Origin of the sequence: Vallitalea maricola, from assembly GCF_036985595.1 — a bacterium.
GTDB classification, from domain to species: Bacteria; Bacillota; Clostridia; order Lachnospirales; family Vallitaleaceae; genus Vallitalea; species Vallitalea maricola.
This window is the reverse complement of sequence record NZ_BTPU01000050.1, coordinates 50,812-76,043: the sequence shown is the minus strand read 5'-3', so window position 1 is coordinate 76,043 and position 25,232 is coordinate 50,812. Positions and strand designations below refer to the sequence as shown.

Annotated in this window: 19 protein-coding genes; all 19 read right to left on the bottom strand. The window is 30.2% G+C overall.

What is annotated here, in order from left to right; genetic code table 11:
• Nucleotides 1-14: 14 nt before the first annotated feature.
• The 19 genes from AACQ14_RS14855 to AACQ14_RS14765 all read right to left on the bottom strand — a co-directional run bounded on the left by AACQ14_RS14855 (nucleotide 15) and on the right by AACQ14_RS14765 (nucleotide 25,048).
• A complete protein-coding gene (locus AACQ14_RS14855) occupies nucleotides 15-881 on the bottom strand; it encodes a carbohydrate ABC transporter permease (protein ID WP_339364370.1) in 867 nt (288 codons plus the stop codon).
• Nucleotides 882-1,012: 131 nt separating this feature from the next.
• A complete protein-coding gene (locus AACQ14_RS14850) occupies nucleotides 1,013-2,404 on the bottom strand; it encodes an ABC transporter substrate-binding protein (RefSeq protein WP_339364369.1) in 1,392 nt (463 codons plus the stop codon).
• 469 nt (nucleotides 2,405-2,873) lie between these two features.
• Nucleotides 2,874-3,680: a response regulator transcription factor gene (locus AACQ14_RS14845; RefSeq protein WP_339364368.1), complete on the bottom strand. Its 807-nt coding sequence runs from the start codon at nucleotides 3,678-3,680 to the stop codon at nucleotides 2,874-2,876.
• A gap of 16 nt (nucleotides 3,681-3,696) precedes the next feature.
• Nucleotides 3,697-5,490, bottom strand: a complete 1,794-nt coding sequence (locus tag AACQ14_RS14840) for a sensor histidine kinase (RefSeq protein WP_339364367.1) — start codon at nucleotides 5,488-5,490, stop codon at nucleotides 3,697-3,699.
• A 201-nt stretch (nucleotides 5,491-5,691) separates the two neighbouring features.
• A complete protein-coding gene (deoC, locus tag AACQ14_RS14835; RefSeq protein ID WP_339364366.1) occupies nucleotides 5,692-6,339 on the bottom strand; it encodes a deoxyribose-phosphate aldolase in 648 nt (215 codons plus the stop codon).
• Between the two features lie 60 nt (nucleotides 6,340-6,399).
• Entirely contained in the window at nucleotides 6,400-7,371 is a 972-nt protein-coding gene (locus tag AACQ14_RS14830) for a substrate-binding domain-containing protein (protein WP_339364365.1), read from the bottom strand.
• Between the two features lie 24 nt (nucleotides 7,372-7,395).
• Complete coding sequence (locus AACQ14_RS14825; RefSeq protein WP_339364364.1) at nucleotides 7,396-8,355, bottom strand: ABC transporter permease; 960 nt, start codon at nucleotides 8,353-8,355, stop codon at nucleotides 7,396-7,398.
• A gap of 1 nt (nucleotide 8,356) precedes the next feature.
• On the bottom strand, nucleotides 8,357-9,865 hold the full coding sequence (locus AACQ14_RS14820; protein WP_339364363.1) for a sugar ABC transporter ATP-binding protein: 1,509 nt from the start codon (nucleotides 9,863-9,865) through the stop codon (nucleotides 8,357-8,359).
• Nucleotides 9,866-9,925: 60 nt separating this feature from the next.
• On the bottom strand, nucleotides 9,926-10,324 hold the full coding sequence (gene rbsD, locus AACQ14_RS14815; protein WP_339364361.1) for a D-ribose pyranase: 399 nt from the start codon (nucleotides 10,322-10,324) through the stop codon (nucleotides 9,926-9,928).
• A gap of 16 nt (nucleotides 10,325-10,340) precedes the next feature.
• On the bottom strand, nucleotides 10,341-11,273 hold the full coding sequence (rbsK, locus tag AACQ14_RS14810) for a ribokinase (protein WP_339364360.1): 933 nt from the start codon (nucleotides 11,271-11,273) through the stop codon (nucleotides 10,341-10,343).
• A 47-nt stretch (nucleotides 11,274-11,320) separates the two neighbouring features.
• Nucleotides 11,321-12,355, bottom strand: a complete 1,035-nt coding sequence (locus tag AACQ14_RS14805) for a LacI family DNA-binding transcriptional regulator (protein ID WP_339364359.1) — start codon at nucleotides 12,353-12,355, stop codon at nucleotides 11,321-11,323.
• A gap of 96 nt (nucleotides 12,356-12,451) precedes the next feature.
• The gene (locus AACQ14_RS14800) at nucleotides 12,452-13,159 is read right to left on the bottom strand and encodes an alpha/beta hydrolase (protein WP_339364358.1); all 708 of its coding nucleotides are present in this window, start codon (nucleotides 13,157-13,159) and stop codon (nucleotides 12,452-12,454) included.
• A gap of 9 nt (nucleotides 13,160-13,168) precedes the next feature.
• Nucleotides 13,169-13,762 carry a TetR/AcrR family transcriptional regulator gene (locus AACQ14_RS14795; RefSeq protein WP_339364357.1) on the bottom strand — a complete coding sequence of 198 codons (594 nt, stop codon included), beginning with the start codon at nucleotides 13,760-13,762 and terminating at the stop codon, nucleotides 13,169-13,171.
• Nucleotides 13,763-13,872: 110 nt separating this feature from the next.
• Nucleotides 13,873-15,252: an aldehyde dehydrogenase gene (locus AACQ14_RS14790; RefSeq protein ID WP_339364356.1), complete on the bottom strand. Its 1,380-nt coding sequence runs from the start codon at nucleotides 15,250-15,252 to the stop codon at nucleotides 13,873-13,875.
• A 127-nt stretch (nucleotides 15,253-15,379) separates the two neighbouring features.
• On the bottom strand, nucleotides 15,380-16,093 hold the full coding sequence (locus AACQ14_RS14785) for a lysophospholipid acyltransferase family protein (RefSeq protein WP_339364355.1): 714 nt from the start codon (nucleotides 16,091-16,093) through the stop codon (nucleotides 15,380-15,382).
• Nucleotides 16,094-16,277: 184 nt separating this feature from the next.
• Nucleotides 16,278-18,167 (bottom strand): ABC transporter permease, encoded by a 1,890-nt coding sequence (locus AACQ14_RS14780; RefSeq protein ID WP_339364354.1) that lies wholly within the window; start codon nucleotides 18,165-18,167, stop codon nucleotides 16,278-16,280.
• Nucleotides 18,154-18,918 (bottom strand): ABC transporter ATP-binding protein, encoded by a 765-nt coding sequence (locus AACQ14_RS14775; RefSeq protein WP_339364353.1) that lies wholly within the window; start codon nucleotides 18,916-18,918, stop codon nucleotides 18,154-18,156. Before AACQ14_RS14775 ends, AACQ14_RS14780 begins: the two co-directional genes overlap by 14 nt.
• Nucleotides 18,919-19,098: 180 nt before the next feature.
• The gene (amrB, locus tag AACQ14_RS14770) at nucleotides 19,099-20,040 is read right to left on the bottom strand and encodes an AmmeMemoRadiSam system protein B (protein ID WP_339364352.1); all 942 of its coding nucleotides are present in this window, start codon (nucleotides 20,038-20,040) and stop codon (nucleotides 19,099-19,101) included.
• A 106-nt stretch (nucleotides 20,041-20,146) separates the two neighbouring features.
• Nucleotides 20,147-25,048 (bottom strand): Ig-like domain-containing alpha-2-macroglobulin family protein, encoded by a 4,902-nt coding sequence (locus tag AACQ14_RS14765; protein ID WP_339364351.1) that lies wholly within the window; start codon nucleotides 25,046-25,048, stop codon nucleotides 20,147-20,149.
• Between the last annotated feature and the right edge of the window lie 184 nt (nucleotides 25,049-25,232).

The following is a 25,232-nucleotide window of genomic DNA, read 5'->3' as shown; positions in this document are numbered from 1 at the left end:
TCCAATCTGATGATTTAATATTCATTATGAGTTTTAAATATCTTGTTAACTATAACTGATAATATTATACCAAGAATAACAATTAATACTGAAATAGCACAAGCATATCCAAATCTCTCATCTGTAAATGCTTTTCTATACATATATGTACCAAGAACTTCTGTTGAACCTAATGGTCCCCCTTCATACATTATCTGAACTATATCAAATACTTTTAGCACACCGGTAATAGCCAGTACTAAACAGACTTTTATTACATCAGCTATCATAGGAATTGTTATATAAAATGTTTTAGTAATACCTGTTATTCCATCTAAATATGCTGATTCATATATATCTTCAGGCACATTATTGATGGCAGTTAACATAATGACAAAATAAAATCCTACATATTGCCATACTGTTGGTATGGATACAATATTCATAGCGCTACTCTTAGTTACCCATTCAATAGGCGCAGCACCGAATTTTCCTATAATACCATTTAGAAGTCCTCCATAATATTGAAATATTAAAGTGAACAACATCCCTATGGCAGCACCTGAAATTACAATAGGAAAGAAGTATACTGTTCTAAAAAATTGTGCTCCTTTTTTTACTGAATCCACAAAAAGAGCTAATAGCAAGCCAAAACCAACCTCAAATATAATAACATATATCATTAATTTTAATGTATGTTGTAGAGATTGCATTATAGATCTATCTTTTAATAATTCCCTATAATTAGCTAAACCAATAAAATTGGTGTTAAAATATCCATCCCATCTAGTAAAACTTTTTGCTATACTCATTACTAGCGGATAATGTAAAAAAACTATAATAAATACTAAAGCAGGAAATAGAAATAAAAAAATGACTTTTTTATTTTTAAATACGCTCACTTTTTTCCACTCCTTTCGACTATTTATAAAACAAGCCTTATATTAGAATAACAGTTGAATTTACTTATCAACTGTTATTCTAATTTTTCCTAAATATCCACTTGTTCTCAAATTATAAGTATCATATTTAATTAGTTACTATTTTCTGCACTATTTTGGATTTCCATAGCTTTATTAAGAACTTCTTCAGCTGTCTTTTCTCCAGCTACAATATATGGAACACCATCTTTCCAAATATGGTTGAATGCTTCAGGTTTAATCTGATCAGCAAAAGGCATATTAATAGCAGTTGCATCAACAAACATTTGTAGTCCGCTTTTATTACATGAAGGTAAATCTTCAGCAATTTCTATTTCACCAACTACTGGAATACCACCATTATCTTTTGCAAATTGTGAAAGCGTTTCATAACTAAGTATTTCTTTAAGGAATTGTGCTACAGCTGGTCTTTTATCTTTATCATCCCAAGCTCTTCTACTTACAAAGAAACCAGTTGAATAACCACCAATTATATCTTTTGGTCCTTTTTTGTCATTTTTTGCAGGCATTGGTAAGATTACTACTTTATCTTGTAAATGTTCAAATTCATCCTTAAAATGTCCATTAAACCATGATCCATCAAAAGTCATTGCTGCTTTTTCTAACTTAAATAAATTTTGAGCTTCTTCTATTTGCATAGTTATAGCTGACTTTGGAAATGCACCCATATTGTAGAAATTTTTAATTTCATTTAAGCCTTGAATGTAAGAGTCTTGAACACCTTCTGAAAAAAGAGCTTTGTGTTCTTTTGTACCAAATGCTATAGTAAAGAACTCACACAAATAATGTGATTGTCCAACAGGAGCTGCAATTGGTATAATATCTTTTTCTTTAAATGTTTCTATCGCTTTTAATAACTTATCCCAATCAGTTGGTAAATCAAGATTATATTTATCAAATAAAGCTTTGTTACAGAATAATCCTTCATAAAAACCACTTATTGGTATTGAATAAATGTTTCCATCGTTTTTGGCTACAGATTGTTTAGCTATTTCTTGAACATCGCTTGCTATATCAGGATATTCTTCCCAGATTTCTTGATAAGTTACTACTTTTCCTGAATTAATAATACCATCTGCATCAGCTAAGCTATAGAAATAGCAGATGTCAGGTTCATTACCTGTTGCAAAATCAGTTTTTACTTTAGTCCTATACTCATCACCAACAGATGTCATGGAATCATCTTTAATTGTAATATTTTTATGTTCGTTCATGAATTTTTTTAAGAAAGCCTCGTAACTTTTTGTACAAGGATCAGTTCCACCAAACATAGTCTCAGTCTTTAATTCAACCTTTTTAGCAGGTTCACTTTCATTATTTTCTGCATTGTTATTGTTAGATTCTTTTTCAGATTCATTTTCAGTATTTTGCTTTGAATTATCAACACCAGCTGGTTCTCCTTTTTTGGTACCACATCCAATAAATAGTCCACATACTAATGTTAAAACCATTAAAACTGAAATAAGTTTTGAAATCTTTTTCATCTAAAAACTCCTCCCTAAAATTAATGTTTTTAGTTAATTGCAGAATAATTAAAATAATCGAAATAAGTCTTTCTAATAGAGTAAAATGATTAACTGTCAAGTTTGTAGACTTATGACATCTTTTGTATTATGAATAACTTATTTGTAAGGTGTGATTTATTTAATTTAATTTTCACAGCTTGTCTTCTTTTTGTTAAAATTTTCCTATTTTTTAAGTTAAAGCTATTCATTTTTTAAATTATATTTGCAACTACCTAAATCAATATTTTTATTACACCCATATAATACCATGCATATTGTACAATTACTATAAGTCATTCTTGCACTTTACTGTATAATTTTGTTCAATAATCAATATATATATCTTACTAATTGTTTAATACCTATTAATTATACATAATAAGGCGTCTATAATAGACAATTATAATAAAAATTATATTTTATTTATTTAGAAATATATCGCTTATAACTAACTTTTCCATTTTTTATTTCGATACTGTTTAGGTGTTATTCCTACATGTTTTTTAAATGTCTTAGAAAAATAAGCAGTATCAGAATATCCAACCATTTCTGTTATTTCATATATCTTATAATTAGACGTAGTTAATAATTCTTTTGCTCCTTGTATTCTAACTTCATTCAATAGCTCCACAAAACTATTACCTACTTCTTTCTTCAATATTTTACACAAATACCAAGAACTTATGTATAAATGATCGGCTACTGTTTGCAAATCTAATTTTTTACTAAAATTTTCTTTAATATATTTAATTGCCTGTCCTGTTAAAAATCGGACTTTATCATCTTCATTATCATTGTTTTCTACTTCCTTATCACTTAAAGCATTAAACTTATACAGCTTTTTTCTTAGATTTTCGATGTCCTTCACTTTTGTTCTTTCATCATCTAAGATATTAATCGCTTCTAATATGGCATTTTTTATGTCTTCTAAGTTAGTAGGTTTTAATAAGAACTGGGTAACACCTAAGGTAACCGCTTCCCTTGCATATTCAAATTCTCTATACCCAGTTAAAATAATAAATTTGGTATCTTTACTTTTTTCTTTTATTTTCTTAATCATTTCCAGTCCTGATAATTTAGGCATTTGAATGTCAGAAATAATAATATCTGGTTTCAACTCATTGGCTAATTCTAAACCTTCTTCACCATCTTCTGCTACACCAACTACTTCACATTCAATTTCATCCCAGGGAACAAGTTTTTTTAATCCTTCAATTATTATTATTTCGTCGTCAATAAGCAATATTTTATACATCGAAAACTCCTCCTTATTAATTCGTTGTCAGCCATTCTGTTTTTGGAACCTTAAGGGTTACTATTGTACCTTGTGTATATATACTTTCAATGGAAATCTGTGCCTCTTTTCCATATATAAGCAATAATCTTCTATAAACATTCTTAAGCCCAATACTCCTGGAATTTTTTTGTTCCTCTACAATATACTTGTTATGACTCAACTCCATGTTAATTGATTGTAATCTAGCTATTTCTATACCTGCTCCATTATCTTCTACTTTTATTATTAATTTTTCATCTTTTTCAGTAATATATATTGTTATTTTACCTCTGCCTACAGGCTCAATTCCATGTTTTATAGCATTCTCAACTATGGGTTGAATAATTAATTTTGGTAACTTTTCTTTTAATACTGTTTCATCGATGATTTTATGATATTCAACTTTTTTACCAAATCTCTTTTGAATTAGAAACAGAAAGCTATCCATATATTCTATCTCTTGTTCAATAGTGGAGAATTTCTCACCCTTTCTGTTCATATTTGCATCCATAAGTTTGGATAGTGCCTGGACCATTTCTGCGATATCCCGCTCACCTGATAATTGTGCCTTCCAGTTAATCGTTTCTAAAGTATTATATAGAAAATGCGGATTAATCTGTGATTGTAATGCTGATATTTCTGCGTTTTTTCTAGCTATTTCTTCTTCATAAACACATTCCACCAGATATTTTAATCTCTTAGCCATACTGTTGAATGAATTATACAGATAACCTATTTCATTTTTTCTTACAATGTCTATACTCGTGTTTAATTCTCCTTTTTCAATATCTTTCATCTTAGATACTAGCAAATTAAAGGGTGATATAATTTCACTATAGATCATATTCGCTATTATGATATAGATAGGCATACTAATGATACATAGGATTATAATCAAATCAAATACTTTTCTAGTATCTGCTATGAGCATATCTGTTGTTATGACACTAATTATTTTTAGATTAACGTTTTCTATAGTTTCCACGATGACATAATAGTTATTGCCATTTATTGTATGTGTATATGTTCCTTTTTCTTTCAGATATATTTTATTGTTTTCAATAATATCATTATTATAATTCCTTCCTGCATATACAACTCTATCACCATTAAAAGTATATAAATATGTAGATTCCGCTGGTTCTCTATATGTATGACTTAGAATTTCCCGCAGATAATTATTATCAATTCTAAAAGACATAATACCCATCTTCTCAAAAGTATTGATGTCATAGATTGAACGTACGAGGTAGATATATGGTCCATCATCTTGTTTATCAAAATAATAAATTACTTGATTATCATCTTCTATTACTTTTTTAAACTCTTCTGTTGGGATTTTACCCATATCAACAAGTCCTTTTTCTTTGGCTGCATAATAGACACTATCATCACTTAAAAACTGCATAATTACCAAATCAAATTCTTGTTTTGCAAATATTGTAGAGTTTAAATATTTAGTCATATTTTTTTGAAATCTATAGTTTAACATGGTATTGTTTCTATCACACCCTTTTGGCTTAGACCTAAACAAATCATAAACATCAATATTATAAAAAACTTCTTGAAAAATCTGCTCCATAAAATTAAGATCATTAGTCATTCTGTTCTTAGCATTCATAACATCATTTTCAACATAGCTTACAAAACGATCTTTTATTATTTTCTCGTTGTTATACATACCAAATATAATAACTAGTATAATTGGATATAATATCATAATCAGACCAAGTATTACTATTTTTCTCTTAATTGATATATTATGGAAACCATCTGCAATATTTTTCACTAATATTCTCCTCACATAATATTTATACATAATATTATAAATTTTTCAGCTTATACCTTACTTTATTATAATAACAACCATTATAAAAAATCAAGTAAATAACATAATAAATCTGACAAAAATCTGCATAAATATAGAAAAAAGCTGATAAGATGTAAAATCCTACCAGCTTTTCATAGCTAATTTATTTGTATACTTTATTTACTTTTCACTTACAAAGGCTACTCCAGAACTTGTACCGATTCTGTCAGCTCCTGCTTCAATCATGGCTACAGCAGTTTCATAATCTCTTACTCCACCTGATGCTTTTACTTTCGCTTTATCGCCTACAGTTTCTTTCATCAATCTGACATCTTCAAGTGTAGCACCGCCTGTGCTGAATCCAGTGGAAGTTTTAACAAAATCTGCTCCAGCTTTCACAGATAATTCACAAGCTTTTACTTTCTCATCATCTGTTAGAAGACATGTCTCAATGATAACTTTTACATGAGCTTTTCCTTTAGCTGCATTGACTACAGCTTCAATGTCTTCTTCTACTTCTTTATATTTCTTGCTTTTTAAGTAACCTATGTTTATAACCATATCTACTTCATCTGCACCATTTTCTATGGCATTCACAGTTTCAAAGGCTTTTACTTCTTTTGGCGTTGCTCCTAGAGGAAAACCTATTACTGTACAAGTCATGACATCTGTTTCTTTTAATGATTCTGCCACATATTTTACATAAGATGGATTAATACATACAGAAGCAAAATTATATTTTTTAGCTTCATCACATATTCTTTTGACATCTTCTTCACAGGCATCTGGTTTTAATATTGTATGGTCTATATATTTTGATAAATTCATTGTAATCTCCTTTTAGTACTAGATTCATTAATATACCCAAGTACTTTTAATCTTTGATTATTATTCTTCTTTAGTTACTATATCATCAACATTATCTTTAGTTACTAATGTTGAATCTAATATGATGTTTTTCTCTATTTCTTTACCGTTTATATAATCTAATCCCATTAATACTGCATTTTTTCCTAAAAAGAAAGGTGGTTCAGCGATTGTTGCTTCTAGTTTGTCTCCTCTGATAGCTTCTAATGATGGATCAATAGCGTCACAACCAATTAAAACTATTTCATCTAATCTTCCAGCTGCTTCAATAGCTTCTAGAGCACCTAAAGCCATTTCATCATTAGCTGCGTATACTCCATCAATCTCAGCATTGGCTTGTAGAATGTTTTCCATAACTTTCATTGCTTCAGCTCTATCAAAATTAGCACTTTGAGTAGCAACAACTTCAAAACCTTCTGTCTTATCAACTATTTCATTGAAACCTTTACTTCTGTCCTGAGCAACATTAGTACCCATAATACCCATAATCTCAACTATTTTACCTTTTCCATTAAGCACATCAGCTAAGTATTCTCCTGCAATATTTCCTGAATGAATTGCATTGAATCCCATATGTGCAACAACTTCTCCGCCTTTTGCAGCTCTATCAATTGTTATGACAGGTACATCTTTTTCATTAGCTGTTTCAATTGCGGCTACTATAGCATCACTATCACATGGATCTATGATTAGTAAATCCAAATCTTTTTGTAATAGATTCTCTACATCTGTTTGTTGTTTACTTGGCTGATTCTGAGCATCTGTAACGAATAATTCAACGTCGTTATCTTTTGCACCTTTTTTAGCACCATTTGAAACGTCTACAAAGAATGGATTGTTCAAGGTATTCATAGATAAACCAATCTTGACTTGTTTTGTTTCAGCATCTTTTGAATTGTCATCCTCTTTACTAGCATCATTTGCTTTTTGTCCACAACCTACTACCGAAAACATAAGAGTTAAAACTAAAATACCTGCTAAAAATTTTTTCATTTTAATATCCTCCTTAAAGTTTTATTATTCATCTAATTTTGATGAAACTGATTTAAATTTACTGTCTGCAAGAACAGCCAGTAAAATAACAAATCCTTTAACTATGTCTGATGCAAATGGATTCACATCAATCAATACCAATATGTTATCAAGTACCCCTAAAATCAATGCTCCAAAAACAGTAGGAATAATTGCTCCTTGTCCACCTGAAAGACTAGTTCCACCCAAGATTACTGCTGCTATTGCATCTAGTTCATAACCTTTACCAGCTGTTGGCTGTGCAGAACCTAATCTAGCAGTTAATATCAATCCAGTTAAACCTGCCAATAATCCACTTATTGTATATACTAATGTTTCCACTCTTTTGACATTGATACCAGATAATCTAGTGGCTTCTCTGTTACCACCTATACTAAATACACTTCTTCCAAAAGCAGTATATTTAAGTATAAAAAACCCAATTGCGAATACAACTATCAATATAATAATTGGAAAAGGTATACCGAATAGATAGCCCTTACCTATAAAATTGTAAGCTTTCATTCTTGCCGCTATAGGAGAACCATTAGTGAATACTAATACGAACCCTCTCACAAAAGTCATAACTGCCAATGTTGCTATAAATGGAGGTAAATTACCTTTAGTAATTATGATTCCATTAAATGCACCACATATACTTCCTACTATTAAGGCAACAATAATAGCTAATACTACACTGTTAGTATTTAACAGCGTATATGCTGATAATGCTCCAGATATTGCCACTATTGAACCTACAGATAAATCAATACCACCTGTCAGTATTACAAAAGTCATACCTGATGCAATAATTGCAATGATAGAAACTTGTCTTATTATATTCAACAAGTTATTAAATGTCAGAAATGAATTAGATAAACATGTTGCAATTATTAATATCAAGACCAATACTGATACCGTTCTATATTTCGTTAATAACTTCAATCCTATTTTTTTCATATTCATTTTATTCAACCCCTCCTGCTCCAGCTGCATATGATAATACATTTTCTTGTGTTAATTTATCCTTACTAATGGAAGCTGCTACTTCACCTTCTCGCATAACCAATCCTCTATCACTCATTCCTATTAGTTCAGGTAGATCGGATGTAATCAGAACAATACTGATTCCTTGTTTAGTAAGTTCATGCATTATATTATATATTTCTGCTTTCGCTCCAATGTCAATACCTCTTGTAGGTTCATTCAAGAATATTATCTCTGGGTTGGTTTCAAGCATTTTTCCAAATACTACTTTTTGCTGATTACCCCCGCTAAGATTACCTACAATCTGATGTGGTGAAGAAACTTTTATATTTAATTTGTCAATCTCTTTTTTGGACATCTCCATATCTTTTTTGTCAGATAAGAGTCCATTTGACATTATAGATTTTAATGAAGCCAGTGAAATGTTTTCTTTTACATTTCTTACTAAGACCAATCCTTCATTCTTTCTGTCATCTGATACAACAAATATCCCTTTTGAAAGAGCTTGTGCAGGATTTTTTATCTTAGTTTTTTTACCTTTTATCAAGACTTCACCATCATAGTCTCCATAATATCCTGCTAGAAGTTTTGATAGTAATATATTGCCTGATCCTAATAATCCAGCTATTCCTAAGATTTCACCTTTGTACAATTTGAATGAAACATCTTTTATACTATTTTTATATACAATATTTTTTGCTTCAAATACCACTTCTTTTGATCTTACATAATCCCTCTTAGGATATAGGTTTGTTAAATCGCTACCGACCATCAAACGGACTATTTCATCATGGTCAGTATCTTTTGTCAACATACTTTTTATGAATTTTCCATCTCTAAAAATGGTGACTCTGTCTGTTATTCGGAATATTTCATTCATTCTATGTGAGATATAAATAATTGCTATATTCTCTTTTTTTAGATTTTCAACTATATCAAATAAACATTCTATTTCTTCATCTGTCAATGCAGCCGTTGGCTCGTCCATTATGATAACTTTTGAATTTATAGACAGACATTTGGATATCTCAATCATCTGGGCTTCTGCTACAGATAAATCTTTTACAAGTTTTTTAGGACTTATATTCATTCCTACTTTTGCAATCAGATCTTTGGCATCTTGGTTCATTTTTTTCCAATCAATAATGCCTCTTTTACTTACAGGATACCTTCCAAGAAAAATATTTTCAGCTACAGTTAGATGAGGTATAAGATTGAATTCTTGGTAAATCATGGATATACCTAATTCTTGTGCTTCTTTAGTAGAAGAAAATTTTACGTTTTCACCTTGATAACGCATGTTACCAGAAGTATATTCCTGAGCACCAGATATTATTTTCATTAGAGTAGATTTACCAGCTCCATTTTCTCCGCATAAAGCATGTACTTCTCCTTCATAAATCTCTAATTTAACATTATCTAATGCTTTTACACCTGGAAATATCTTAGTGATATTCTCTAACTCTAGAATTAGTTTCTTATCAGCCATCTTCTGCCCCTTTCTCATATATATTTATGTAACCCCTTACATTCTCCTCATTATTACAATTTAGTAAGCACACCCACTTACTAATATAATGCTTGGATATGGAGTAAATTCACCAGTTCTTATTATACCTCTTGCCTCTTTTGTTTTTTCTTTGAACATAACATGTGGTACATACTCTATTTCCATATCTTCTGGAAATAAGTTAATGATATCTTTATGCATATCTGGACTAACGGTTTTTAACTCTTCTGCCAATATTATTTTCTCCACAACTAGAGATTTTAACACTTCTTTTAATACATCTAGATATCTTGGTTCATTAGGTTTCCATGCCAAGTCTACCCTTTCTACTTCTAGCGGCATAGGTAATCCAGCATCACTTACTACAATTGTATCTTTGTGCCCCAATTCTGCTAATAAATTAGCCATCTGAGGATTCAGAATTCCACCTTTTAACATTTTATGTCCTCCTTGTTTAGTTCCTTGTATTGTTTATTATAAAATTGTTAATAGCATCTCTTGTTGGCATTGCAGGTGCAGTACCTATTTTTGTAACTGATAAAGCTCCTACAGCATTTCCGAATTCAGCAGCTTCAAAGATTCCTTTACCTTCTCCTAATGCTGTCACAAAACCACCATTAAAAGCATCTCCTGCTCCTGTAGTATCAATTGCATCTACTTCATATCTTGGGATTATTCTTTCTTCATCATTACATCTTACATATACTCCTTGACTTCCCATAGTAATAATTACATTATTAACACCCTTCTCAATAAAAATATCTGCTGCTTTCTTTGCATCATCCATATCTTCAATCTCTACACCTGTTAGAATTGAAGCTTCTACTTCATTAGGTGTAATAATATCAATCTTTGATAGTAGTTCATCTGATATAGGTTGAATAGGTGCAGGATTAAGAACAGTTGTTATGTTGTTTTTCTTAGCTATATCCACTGCTAACTCAACAGCTTCTAAATTAGTCTCCAGCTGTGTTAGAAATACTTTTGCACCTTTTATCTTATCTTCGCATTTCAATATTTCTTCATCTTTGATATTGCCACATGCTCCTGATGTAACTAAAATACTGTTTTGACTAGTATTCTCATCTACTAATATTAATGCTGTTCCTGTTTCTATTTCCTTATCCTCAAACACATAACTTGTGTCCATACCTTCTTTTTCAAAAAAATCGGTTGCAACTTTTCCAAATAGGTCATCACCTATTTTTGTAATCATTGTTACATTTGCTCCTGCCCTATTGGCGGCTACTCCTTGATTAGAACCTTTTCCTCCAGGTCCTAACTTGAACATTGAGCCTTTTACAGTTTCCCCGGGCTTTGGTAAGTGATCTGCTCTTCCCATTAAATCAACAACAAAGCTTCCTAGTATAACAATGTCATGTCTCATAAAACTCCTCCTTTAGTGGTACCGCTTACATTTCGGTTTAAAAAAAATTATTTTTCTTTTTTTTCTGAACCTCTAAGTATTAATGTTGGTAGTAATATAATCCTCTTGGTATCTTGATTATCAATCTTTTGTTCATTCAATCTATCTAGTAATATCTTCATTGCAACTTCACCCATTTGTGCAGTAGGTCGAGATACAACGCTTATATCCATATTCATGATATTCAATAATTCTATTTCGTCAAATCCTATTAGTGCCATATCTTCTGGAATTCTTACATTAGCCTCTGTCAATGCTTTTATGCATCCTAAGTTCATCATGTTGTTAGATACAAAAATAGCTGTAGGGGGATCTTCCATCTTTAAGATTTCTTGACTCAATTCATAACCGCTTTCCAGTCTAAAATCACCATAGAATATATATCTATCATCTATTTCAATTCCATTCATTGTCAATGCTTTTTTATATCCTCTTAATCTATCTCTACCTGGCTTAGAACTCAATGGTCCTGAAATGATAGCTATTTTCCTATGTCCTTCTTTGATAAAACATTCAATAGCATCGTAAGTTCCTGAAATACTATCTAGAAATACACCATCAAATTTGGAATACTTAACATCTCTATCCAGCAAAACTACAGGAACATTAAGGTTTTCTAAAATACTCAAATACTTAGCATTGAACTTATCGTTATCAGCTGTTGGGGTTATTATCAATCCTCTTATCCTCTGACGTTTAAGCATTTCAATGAATTTCATTTCCTTCTCTTCATTTTCATCAGTATCGCATAAAAGCATATATAAATCATTCTTGTCAGTTACAGAACTGATTCCTTTTATAACTTGTCCGAAGAATGGATTATTGATATCAGGAACAACTACACCTATTGTATTAGTTATATTCCTAGATAAACTTCGTGCAATATCACTGGGTGCGTAATTTAATTCATTTATAGCTTTTAGAACTTTTTCTTTAGTCTGTTCTTTAACTTTATCAGAATCATTAAGCACCCTGGACACTGTAGCAACTGATACTTTCGACTTTTTAGCTATATCGCTAATTGTTATCGGTGCTATAATCATCACCCCTCTTATTAATGTAATCGCTTACACTTTCTTTTCTTCATTATATTATCATATTTTATATCTGTCAAGTTTTTTTATCAAATAATTTTATTCTTACAAAAAGTCCTCTATGATTTTATTAATGATATTATAGTGATTATAAGGTATATCATGGGCTGCATCCTTGATTATAATAGGATTTTCACATAAGTCTTTTGCAGATTCCAACATTAATCGTTTCTCTTTCTCTCCTACCACTACAAGGATTCTGTCATCTAATTGATAACTATTTCGAAATGTCATGTTTTCATTAAAAATATTTTTCAGTGTTTTGTAATTCATTACTTTAGATGTATTATAATATTCCTCAAAAAATTCGTTTTTTATATTAAGTTGTTTAGCATTTAATCTTGCATACCACTTATATTTTATAAAAGGTATACTGCATTTTACAATTGGATTAATAAATGACAACATTTTTTTCATTGGTTTATTGAGGGCACTAATAATTATAGCTTTATCAATTGGTAATTCATTAAAAGCTTTCAAAGCTATTTGAGCTCCTAGACTATGACCTATTAGATAAACAGGTTCGTTGTTTTTCACTTCATTTTCTATAATAAAGTTTATATCTTTTATAACATCAGACATACTAATAAAATCATTGTGACTATTATCTCCATGACCTTTATAATCAAATGTTATCATTTTATATTGGGTCAGGTTATCTAATTGGTATTTCCACATCCATGGACCCACCCCTGCCCCATTTAAAAATATTATTGTCTTTTTTTTAGTTGGATTGGTAACTTTATATTTCATACTAAAACCTCACTTTACAATTCCATATTTTAATGCATCCAAGATTAGTTCTAACATTTTTATTATTTCTTCTATACAAGTGTCTTTATTTATTGACTGATTAACGCCATCTGATATAAATCTGTACATCATTAGTACCTCTGTTTTGGAGACTTTGTAACATTCAAAGTTAATGTTCATTAACATTTTATCTTGTAATTCACTTATGATTTCATCTTTAATCTTAACTACTTTATCATAAACTGGTGATGTGGTATCAGTTAGAGCATGGAGTATTAACTTATAGGTTTCTTTATTGGTTTTATAGAAATCTATGCTCTGAAATGATAATTCTCTTATTCTCATAAAAAAGTCAGTGGTTTCTAGATTTGTATTTTCTAATTGATAATGAATCAAACGCTTTAATTCTTTCTCAAGAATATATAAATACAAATCTTCTTTTGAATCAATATATTTGAATAAACCTCCTTTTGATATATTTGATGTTTTTATGATTCTATTAAGAGAAGCCTCATTATAGTAATAATTAGAGAATTCATGTATTGCATTTAAAATGATAGTATCTCTTTTATCTTTACTGATCTGAAAAAATAGTTCTTTCATATTTACCTCCTCAGAGACCATGTGGTCTCTAATAAAATAATATCATATAAACATAAAAAAAACAAGCCTTATTCATTATAGATAATGCTTGTTTTTACAATAGTAATTCATTACTTCAATAATTTTCTTATAGTCTTTAGATCTTTTTCATTGTAAGGAGGATACCTGGCTGGTATGTCAATCCACATTGCTTTTGTGAGGACACTTTTATGGTGACTAAAAGTTCTAAAACTATCTATTCCATGATAGCCACCCATTCCGCTGTTTCCTACTCCTCCAAAGGGCATATTTATATTAGCAAGATGTACCAATGTATCATTAACACATCCTCCACCATATGAAACTTTTTTGAGTACTTCATTTATATTTGATTTATTGGTTGAGAAATAGTATAGTGCTAATGGTTTTGGTTTATCATTCAATAATGCTATTACATCTTTTATTTTATCAAATTCAAGTACCGGGATTAATGGTCCAAAGATCTCTTCTTTCATTACATCGTCATCCCATGTTACATTATCCATTATTGTAGGTGATACATAATTTTCTTTTTCAACTGTTTCGCCGCCGAAAACAACTTTATCTTTATTTATCAGACCAGATACTCTGTTATAGTGTTTTTCGTTAACTATTCTTGGGAAATCTGGTGATTCATAGATGTTTTCACCATAGTAACTAGTTATAACTTTCTTTAATTCTTCAATGAGTTGATTTTTAACACTTTTGTGGGCTAAAATATAATCTGGTGCTACACAGGTTTGACCTGCATTGACCAATTTTCCCCAAATAATTCTTTTGGCTGCTATTTTGATGTTAGCTGTTTCATCTACTATACAGGGGCTTTTTCCACCTAACTCCAATGTTACTGGTGTCAAATTCTTAGCTCCAGCTTCCATAACTATTTTTCCTACAGTAGGACTTCCAGTGAAGAATATATAATCAAATTTTTCGGCTAACAATGCGGTATTGACGTCACGTCCTCCTTCAACAACAGTTATGTACTTTGGATCAAAGTATTGTTCAATCATTTCCTTTATTACTGATGATGTATGAGGTACATACCTAGATGTTTTTACTACTACACAGTTACCTGCTGCCATAGCTCCTATAACTGGAGAAATAGTTAATAGAAATGGATAATTCCATGGAGACATTACTAATACTACTCCATATGGTTCTGAATATATTCTGCTAGTTGATTTAAAATGCGCTAATGGTGTTGGTCTTTTCTTAGGTTTTGCCCATTTTTTCAGATGTTTTATTGTATATCTTATTTCTTCCAGGGCCATACCTATTTCTGTTTCATAAGTCTCAAAATTTGATTTTCTGAAGTCTTTATTCAAGCCGTCAAAGAGTCTGGTTTCATATTTTTGTATAGCTTCTCTCAATAGGTTCAACTGTTTCTTACGGAAAGCTAAATCTTTTGTTTCATGAGTTAAAAAATACTTTCTTTGCTTTTCAACTAACTCTCTCAAAAATAACCACCCCATTTTAAAATTATAAAAAAATTAGGAAAATATATCCATAATAATATAATTATAGCATAGAATACCAGTAAACACAAAGCAAGTATTATCATTATAGAAAATACTTGCTTCAAAGAATTCTTATATTATTTTATTTATCTAATCCAGATTGGACTATATTATAGACATTGGTGATTAAATTATCCTTGTCTTCTTTTGACATGTCATCCATATATATTGGTGGATGAACTATTATTTTTACATTGGACTTTCTTATTCTTTTTTTCTCTTCCAGTAATTTGTATGAACCGTTGATAGTAATAGGTACTATAGGTACTCCTGATTTTATAGCTAGTTTTAAACTGCCTTTTTTGAAATCACCCATAACATTGCTTTTACTTCTTGTCCCTTCTGGAAAGATTACCAATGTGTGTCCTTTTTTTAATTCTTCTATACCTTTTAGAATTACTTTTAGTGATTGTCTTGGATTACTTCTATCCAGAAAAAGACAACCTAATTTTTTCATCCATCCACTTACTATAGGCATTTTTTCAAGCTCTACTTTTGCTACAAAGCCTTTTAATCTAGGAATATATCCCATCAATAATGGTATATCAAAATTACCTTGATGATTAGATACGAACAGGACATTTCTGTCTGGAATATTTTCTACACCTTTGACTATCACCTTACTGCCTGTTAATCTAACCATTTTTTTAGCCCATTTGGTTGTTGTTTTTTGTAATACCTCTAATTGTTTTTCTTCATTTCCCACTTTTCCTAGATACCAGTATCTAAAGCGGTTGAACAAACTATATACTTGATATATCCAAAAAGCTATGAACCAAAAAATTGTACGTATCATGTAGTTCCTCCTTTTAGTCAGCAAAATTAATTATATCATACTTTAAAGTGTGAAACTACATGTTTATTAGATATAGCAAGTAAGTCAGAAAAAGTATTTTGTTCTGATTTTGCTACCTAGTGACGGTAAGTATAATCACAAAACACTTTTTCTTCTAATTAGCAAATTATTGGCTAATATAGTCTTATTGTTTTATTAATTTCCTATAATGTTTTACAGTTAGTAGGTAGTACAAGAAGAATATTAATGACACTACTCCTATACTTATGAGGATAGGTATGTTGAGTAGTATTCCTATTAGGTTTTCAAGTACTTTGATAGCAACTATTGTATGAACTATGGATACTAATAATGGGAGGATGAATGCCATTCCTACTTGGGTACGTATGATTTTTGTGATTGTTGAATCTTCCATTCCTATTTTACTTAAGGTAATGTATTTATCTTTGTCTTCCATGGCTTCGGTTATGATTTTAAAGTAGATGATACTTCCTGTAGCCATAATGAATACTAATGCCAAGAATGCTCCAAGGATGTATACAATCTTGATTATATTATTTTTAGTCTGTGAATCATGTTTTCCATTTTTGAAGAAAGTGTATCCTTCTTCTGAAAGTGCAGATACCTTATCTTCAAGTCCATTAGTTGGTATGGTTTCATCTTTTAATTTATAACCATTAAAATAATATTTTTCACCTATACTTTCAAAAGCTTTATAAGTATTGTCATTAACTATAATAGCATCAACAGGTATCCCTGTTCCATATAGTGGTGCTCTAAACATTTTTCTTATATCTATTTTCTGCCCGTTTATCTCTACTTCATTCACTTTGAACAAGCTAAATAAGGTATGGGAATTCTCATTGAACATGCCTTCAAAGTCATTTAGAGGTTTATCTGCGAATATCCCTTTATCAAATTTATATCCAACATTATCAATGACTTTTTTATAATCCTCGTATCGTACAATTGTAGCACCACGATAATTATAATCTTTTGTTTTTGCATTATCCACTATTAATATTTCAAAATGGTTATCAAATGCCATATCTACTTGTTCATCTTGTAGTACCCTGTTTATTTCATCTTCTCTTTGCTCAGTATCAGCTAATACAGTAAATGAAAATGGATAATCAATATCTTTTATACTATTATTGGTATAATTAAGTGATGTTACTGTTCCAAATGCTGTAATGGTACTAGTAAGAAGTATTGCTATAGTTGCGTATACCTTATAGTTTCTTCTTATACGATAGCATAGATTGGATATAGTCATTATATTAGTTTTACGGTATAGTATATTTTTATTCTTTATCAATCTTTTTAGAATAATGGTTGTGGTACTTCTAAACAGCATATAAGTACCTATTATAACAAGTATAGTAGTTATAAGGGTAAAAATTAAAAAATTCACTCCCATAGCTAATCTAGTACAGTAATATCCAGCTCCAATTACTACTAGCGATAATATTCCTGTTATTATACTTGATTTTGGAATTGCTTCTTCTTTTTTCATTGCATTTATAAGGGATAAAAGACTACTTCTGATGATATTAATGTATCCTTTTATTGAGAAGAACAAACTTATAACCCCAAAAATGACTGCTGTTTCAAGGATTGCTTTACCTGATATAAAAAACTTGATATCTACTCCCATATTACAGTATCTTGCTAAGATCATCATGAACAGTTTACCAAAAGCTGCACCTATAAGGCATCCTGTAATAATAGCCAAAGTACTCATTATCAGGTTTTCCATAGCATAGATTAAAGCTACTTTATAGTTGCTTACTCCCATTAATGTATATAATCCAATCTCCTTTTTCCTCTGTTGTAGGAAAAAAGAACTTGAGAACCATGAAAAGTATAAGAGAAATACTATAAGCATAATAGCTGTTACATGTCCTAGAGTTGATACCATTTCTTGTTCGGATACAGTCAGCACTTCTGGATTATATCTCATGGCACTGAATTGGTAATATGCCATTACAGAGAAAACCAGCGCAAGAAAATGAAGCTTATATAGACCAAGATTACTTTTCATATTTTTATAAGCAATACTAATCGCATTCATGGTTAATACCTCCCATGCTAGCTAACTGATCCAATAGTCTTTTATATAAATCTTTCCTGTTTCCATCTTTTTTTAACTGAGTCAATATTTTACCGTCTTGTATAAAAATTATTCTATCACAATAACTAGCTGTAAAAGCATCATGAGTAACCATTACTATAGTTGAACCGAATTTTTCATTAGTCTTTCTAAGATTTTCTAATAGTTCTGAAGCAGATTTTGAGTCTAGTGCACCTGTTGGTTCATCAGCTAGAATCACAGCTGGTTTTGTAATCAAAGCTCTTGTTGCTGCTACTCTTTGTTTTTGTCCACCAGATAGTTGATATGGATATTTATATAGATGCTCTGACAATCCAAAGAAGGAAGCTAACTCGTTAATTTTCTTTTTTACAGTTGCTGTTTTGACTCCTGCCAATACTAGTGGTAGAGCAATATTGTCCATTATACTTAAGTTATTAAGCAGGTTGAAATCCTGAAATAAGAATCCAATATTTTTTCTACGAAATTCTGCTAATTTTTTTCCTTTCATTGTAGCCAAGTCAATGCCTTTAAAATTGATTTGTCCCTCTGTTGGTGAATCAATAGTTGACATAAGATTTAATAAAGTTGTTTTACCACTTCCTGAAGGACCCATTATTCCAAAAAATTCGCCTTCTTCAATTGTTATATCTACACCATTTACAGCATATGTTTCTATGCCTTTGGCTTTATAAATTTTTTTTATTCCTTTTGCTTCAATTACTTTAGCCATCACAATTCCTCCTAATATATATCTGACTCTGTCTTTAACTGTATTTTAACTCTTGGAGGAACTAGCATCCATTCTATTGACTTACATTCTACTATAGAACCTTACATTTTTGTAATCTTACTCTTTATAAATAATAAATAAAACCCTACATTAGTAATAAAGCAGGGTTGAATAAAAGGTTTAGTTAACATAGCTAACTGAAAAACAGCTGGTTGTTTCTTGTATCTTCTCATCTCCTAATATATTAGCTGAATTATCATGTCCATTAATTTTGCATGTATAGTCTATTTCAAGTTCATTAAGTATCTGAATTAGTAATGCATAGGAAGAAGGTGAATCAATATGGTCATTACTCAAACCAATCATTCTATCTACATCTGAATCTTCAATTATTTTTCTAGTTATCTCATCTTTTTCATTCGCTTCTTCTAATGTAACATAATGGGAAAAATCTATTGAAGCTATGATAATAAAGTCTTTATCCTTTATTTCTTTTGTTATCGCCTTAGCTACATCTAATATACCTTCATCGTTTCTAGTTTCTCCTATTGTGATAGGAACAACCTTAGCTTTATTGAAGTACTGCTTTATGTAATTCATATGCAGCCCTATTGAATGCTCTTTTTCGAAAACTTCCTCTATAGCATAATTAATATCTGGATAATTTGCTAAGTTATTTACTATATTTGAATCACTCTTTACAACTCCTGCTCTAGTGTTGAAATCATAGTTACCTATTTGGAATCTTGGTCCTTCACCAGGATGATTAGGTCCTAATAATATAATGACTTCTGGTTGTTTTTTATTAGCTATAGTCATATATAATGAAGCAACATATTTACTGGCTACATCATGGTGTGGTATTATCCCAGCTATAATATTATCCTCTTCACTTATTAATGTACTTTCATTTATGGATTTGATAAATGATCTTTCATCTATGAAATTACAGCTGTCTAGTAAAGATGGTCTAACCTCACTCACTTCTTCCCTTGGTATAATTATTTCAGTTTCACTACTTACAGCATCGTCACCAACAATTTTATCTGATTTTTCTTTATTACAAGATGATAGAGTCATTATCATGATAAATACTATAATACTAATTATTAATCGTTTCATTATCTCATTCCTTATCTTAACTATGGGGCTACCAGATAATATATTTTTAACATTAATATCAAGGAAGATAGACTAGTTTTAGCTAAACCTAGTCTATCTTCTTTTGCTATTTTATTTTCACAACGTTTTCTTTACTGCAAGTTATTTCATCATTCATATAATCTCTGATTATGATTGGTTCTGCAATATATTCACCTGCTAGAACTGCTTTTGTTTTGTAGGTAATCTCGAAGCTGTATTCATCAGACATCCTATAATTCCAACCAACATATACATGTAATTTAGTTCTTCTTGCTTCATTATCTGCCCATACACCTAGTTTATCGGAATTCGTCTTCTCTTCACCTATGAAAGTTAGTCCAGTAGGTAAAATATCTTCTAATACAAATGCTGATAAACGGCTATCAAGAACATTTACTTTTATATGAACTGTTACAATCTCTCCTTGTTTTATATCTTCTCCTGAACCATCTGAAGAATACCATCTTTCTATATTGTATTTGTGGGTCTTTTCAATATCTTTTACTGTCCCTATAAAATCTTTTATAACCCTCACATTGCCATTAATCTCTGAAAATTTGATATTCTCTGCTTGTTCTGGTGTTAAATCCAATGAATGATATCTATGGGTTCCTAATGATACAGTCTCTTCTTTACCATCTAGTTCATATTTAAAAGATGCTTTATCCTCTTTTGGTTTCATGTTTTGTAGATAATATAGTCTTTCTGTTATTGTAGGATATTTGTTTTCGCCTGTATGTTGTAGGTAAGCATACATACCTTTTGCATCTTCCAAGTTGTTTAATTTAAGAGCTGCCACCATCATCATAGCTGTAAATTTATTGCCTGTATCAGCATCATCTATATATAGCATCTCATGTTTTTGTTTAATATGATTAACCTTGATATCATTATATATTTCTTTTGCTTTTTGTAACTCTCCATTTTCAATAAAAGTCAACATCATATACATCTTTTCAAAACTCAATGTTTCACTTGTGCCATTTATTTTAGTATATATTGCATTTGTCTCCAATAACACTGGTTCATCCAACAAGGATAATCCCCATAGAGCCGCTATGTTTTCTTTTAAAGTCTTATCTTTATCTCTAGCTGCTTGTAGTAGTCCGTTTATCTGTTGCTCTCTATCTTCTACAAAGCCTACTGATATTAGATCGGCTGTTATCTCTGCACTATTGTTTCCATATGAAAAATCTCTATATAATCCATTATAAGATACGAATTCTTCACATCTTGGTTCATCTAATTTGAAATTGCCCTCAAATTTTTTATTAAGTTCTTTTCCTGCAATATTAGATGATATTATATATTCACTTCTATCGTTATAGCTTGAATAGTATATATCCAGTAAACCAAAGTAATATTCGCATAAATCTTTGTTAAGGAATATAAGATTGACATATTGGTCATTACTTATTATTTCCATATCTTCTTTTAGGTCTTCTTGTTTTATAACATCAAAATAATGAAGAGAATCTTTTATTTGGGTATCATATTGTTCACCATCTTTATAATTACCAGTTTTAGCTATAATAGTTATCTTATGCTTACCTTCTGGAAGTTTACCAATAGGAATATTAACATACTCATGACCTTTTCCTGTTTCGGTCACCTCTACTACTTTACCATCTTCTTGTTCTATCTTGGCAGTAAATTCTACTGAATCTTCTTTCTTAAGCTTTGCTCCCCCTGTTTTTATGGTAGCGTTGATATAATCACCTTTCATATAACTATCATATACCAGTGATGATATGAAAAATGGCAATTTTGCATTTATATTATATTTTTCTTTTCCTGCCTTTAATTTGTCATTTATGGCTGTACATGTAATTCTCCAGCTAGTCAAGTTATCTGGTAATTCAAATTCCTTGGTACATATCCCGTTTTCATCTGTTTTGATGATACCGAAATCTGCTGTATTCTTGAATTTGCTTCTTATTATTTCCGAATCACCTTCACCGCCGCATTCAGCTCCACCAAAATTATTATATATATTGTAAGCTGCCAGGAATTGACTTGTTAATCCTGGTGAAAATACACTTCTATAGAGATCAGATAACACCCATGTAGAATCTTCACATATTGCAAAGAATGCTTCATCAACTACACTTATATTTACATCAGCAGAAACTGGTTTATCATCCTTATCTGTTACCTTGACTGTTACTTGCACCTTGTCTCCTGGTTTATAGTCTTTTTTATCTGTCTCAATGTTCACATTAAGCTCTTCGTCTTCATAATCATAGCCGAACCATCTTTCCATACTATAATCATTATGTAATGATTTACCATCAAAATATACAGCATATATGGTCGCATTTGGAATATATTTTTGTAAGTATTTTATGTCAACTTTTGTATCATCACTGATTATATAATCAATTATTCCTTCTTTACATACAAAGAATAAAGATTTGTCATTCTCTCTTTCTGATATATATTCATTTCCTTGTTTAATAGCTAATTCCATATTGTCATTCTTCTTGAATAAACCTTCATTCATATGTAGTGAATATCTTTGCAAATAGTTTTGGTTATCATTAACATAATAGGCTTCTGAATAATAGTGAATCTGTTCAACCAACCTATCCTTGCTGTCTTTAGTTCTAATATAGAATCTATATCCTCTATTTTCCTTTATCTCATCAAAGTTGAATGTTAATATACCATTCTCGTCTGTTACTCCCTCTATAGTACCTAAATTGTTATCATGTCTTTCATATGTATAACAGTCATAGCTTCTTTTATTGATATAGTCGTATTCTTTACCTTGATAAATCCTTTCATAATAGGTTTCCTCTATTTCTATTTCAACATCCTTAGAGGCAATACCCTCTCCCCTATATGAATCATAATCATATAATTGTCCATTAAAATTACTTATATCAATATTATTTATGTTAACTGATATTTCTACTTCTTCATCAGACATTTTTTTATCCTCTGTCTCTATCATTATATCTCTTGGAAAGAGAATAACACTAGACACATCTCTTATATAATTCTTATCTAGGTCATCAAACCTAGTTTGTATGTTAACAAATGCAGGTTTCCATTTTGTTGTATCAAAATGAGGTGTTAACTCCACTTCTTTGTGTCCCTTATCATTACAAATATATTCTTTACTACAACTTGTTTCTTTACCAAACAAACTGAATCCATTTGATTCTATAGAGATATGTGAATCAGCAGCTGGCGTTCCTTCATAGAATGTAACATCAGCAGAGTAGTTTACTGTATCATCCATCATTATGAATTCTTTATCAAGGGAAGTATCTAGTTTATAAGTAGGTTTCTCGAATCTAGCAATATCTATATACTCATTTTCAATCTCATAGTCACCATCTACTATTACCCTTACTTTTAGATAACTATCAAGATAATTATCTATATTGAATTTTGTTTGATAAGTACCTATGTTGCTTAATTTAACTTCTTTTGCTTCCATAAGGGTATTATTATCGTTTAACAATTCTATCCTAACATCTTTTACACTCTTACCTTCTCTGTTTTGTACAAAACCAAATACATTTATCTCATCAGTAGGTAGATATATCCCTCTATCAAAATATATGTAAGACCAATAAACGCAGTTAGGATTCTTGGAATAATCACTAATTACCAATGGAATCATCAATGGATTATCATTACCTGCCTGTAATTCCATAAGTACATCTCCACTGTACTCTTGTTTTTTATCCATAAATGCAAAACCATTCTCATCTGTTTTACCTATACTCTTATCATCAATTACTATATTAGCATTTTTCACTAACTCGCTATTTGATCCATTCACCATCCATACCATTACTTTATCATTATCAACTGCTGTATAAGCATTGTATGGAGATACTTGAATGAACATATAATCTACTGAATCATAATACTTGGCTTTTAAGAAATAATAACCTCCATCTAAATGTTGTAGTTCAATAACATCCTCATATCCAAAGTCCTTAGCAGTTACCTCATATGTATAATTCTCAGTTGCAGTCAGACTGGAAGCATATTTATCTATATCAAAATCATTTCTATCATAATAACCTTTTACAAAATCCTCTTTGTCCTTATATTTATATATACTAAGATTTATCTTTTTTTTAAAATCATTTCCATTAGCATAACATGTAAGCATTTGGGATTCATTTGGTTTCATATATGTAATAGATTCAGTAGTACCATATAAGTTAAGATACTTATCATTAAAATTATGTCCATCTGTCTTGAACGTGAACGTATAATCTTCGTTTATAGTCTCTGTACCATCACTATATCCTTTTTTAATGGTTACTTCATATTCTTTTCTTTCTTTTAATTTTTTCTCTGGAACGAATATGATTTTATCTTTTTCATATTTGAATTCACCTTCAACCGATGGCTTAATATTAAAATATTGGTCGAAGTTGTGTTCGCCTATATCTTTGGTAAATTGTATTTCTATACCTGTATTTGTTGGAACATTATAACCTTCATTAGCTGGATGAGTTGTAAATATACCAAATTTTTTCACTGTTTGGAAAGCCCAGCCTAATTTTTCTTCCTTGGTATTATAGGTTACTTTTACAATCTCATTGTTTTTAAAAGGAGAATTGACTGATAGAATATATTCCTTATCATTTACCTTATCAATATGGTAACTTCTATGAGGACTGAAGCTCAAATTTTTCTTTATGGAGTCTTCTCTCATAGGAGTTTTGGAAGTTATTTTTAATTTTGGTTTTGTATTAATTCCATATGATGTATTGGATATTGACTCAACAAGAATATCAGTATTTTCTGTTATGTCTTGGGTATTATCTTTCCCCATATCAACCACTTCTTCTACTTTATCATCTGCTAAGTCTTTACTTTTCTCGTTACTATTAGCAGACAACAAAACTGCACTTGTTGTAATACCAGCAAGAATAACCACAGACATTATGACAGCTATCATTTTTTGCTTTTTGGGCATATTTTTCAGTTTACCTACAAAATTAATTTTTTTCATAATAAACTCCTTACTATAACTATTTAAGTTATACTATTTAATACATAAAAACATATCAATATATATTGAACTTAAACATCTATACGCTATTCTAATAAATTCAATATATTTTCCTTGATTTTATAAGTTCAATAGAACTAAATAATTCTGGGTTTATAGTAATTATTTAATTCAACTCATATAG